The following is a 1,143-nucleotide window of genomic DNA, read 5'->3' as shown; positions in this document are numbered from 1 at the left end:
TTGCCAGCCGCAAGAACCACGAAAACCCTGAAAATGATTGAGCTGGCATAGCACGAGTAAAACCACTGAAAACTTAACCGCCAGCTCCCCGAAACCTTTTGAAGTTAGCTTGGAATTGATACCCGAATATCTTTGCTGGCATAACTCAAATGCAGCCCGACAATGTTTGCCGGAGAAACACGTTTAAAGAATGAACTTTCAGAATTCCCCAAACAAACTCAGAACTTAATTGCCAGCTTCACAAAACTCACGGTAATTTCTCAGGAAAAACGAGGAACGAGAAATTAATATATTCACCCCGACGCACAACGCCAAGTTGTGGGGCGCCGAAGGCGTCCCAGGAGCGAAGCGACGAACACCATTCACTTGTTAGTTGCTTATGCTGCTACATTAGCATAGGCATCCTGGAAGACACTTTGCATTTCTTCTGGTCCTGCGAAAAATTTACGGACTCTTTCATTATCCATTATTCGGTGGAAAATTATTTCTTTAAATTCTGGTTTATTTATATCTGAAGAACTGCATTCAGGGAATTCATTTCCAATAACTTTTTTGATTGCTCGACGCATCTCCATGAATGTTCTATCAGGTGGATATTTCCCATACATTGAAGGAGATGACATGTGGATACGTTCACTGTTAATCATCTCCTGACGTTGAACACTTTTCTTCAGGTCTTTTAGTTCTTCAATAATGAAGTCTTCTTTCGAAACTTCTTTTGTGTCTAGCTTTGCTACCGTAAAGGTACCAAAGTGACCCAGAAAGGTTGTGTAGCTTGGATCTTTTTCTGATTTTTTAAGCGTTGCTTTAATTTTTTCACTAAGTGCTTTCTTGAATTCAACTATTTTTGTGAATCTCAGATCCCTTGGGTATTCAAGATGTTCTATCGGGGATGTATCAAAAGAATATGATGTCTTATCATCTTTAATTATTATTGTTGGCTTATCAAAGGCAAGTCTCATACCTATGTACGGGACAAAACCTGAAGCATCGTCAGGAATCCGATCTGGTCGTTTTTTGAGCACTGATTGTTCAACACTCGTCGTAGCATATCCATGCCCAGCCTGAACAAGCTTTTTGCTGGTCGTCCATGCTTATTCAGGGGAAGTAGGCTGGCCTCACCATAGTTCCAGTGGCCAACGA

General features: G+C 41.0%; 1 protein-coding gene. It reads right to left on the bottom strand.

Annotation, left to right across the window (positions count from 1 at the left end; genetic code table 11):
* Positions 1–377 precede the first annotated feature (377 nt).
* Positions 378–962: a hypothetical protein gene (locus tag QMA35_RS21755; protein ID WP_281649225.1), complete on the bottom strand. Its 585-nt coding sequence runs from the start codon at positions 960–962 to the stop codon at positions 378–380.
* Between the last annotated feature and the right edge of the window lie 181 nt (positions 963–1,143).

The sequence above is a fragment of the Parendozoicomonas sp. Alg238-R29 genome (genome assembly GCF_947331445.1).
Lineage (GTDB): Bacteria > Pseudomonadota > Gammaproteobacteria > Pseudomonadales > Endozoicomonadaceae > Sansalvadorimonas.
This window is presented reverse-complemented; position numbering and strand designations above follow the sequence as displayed.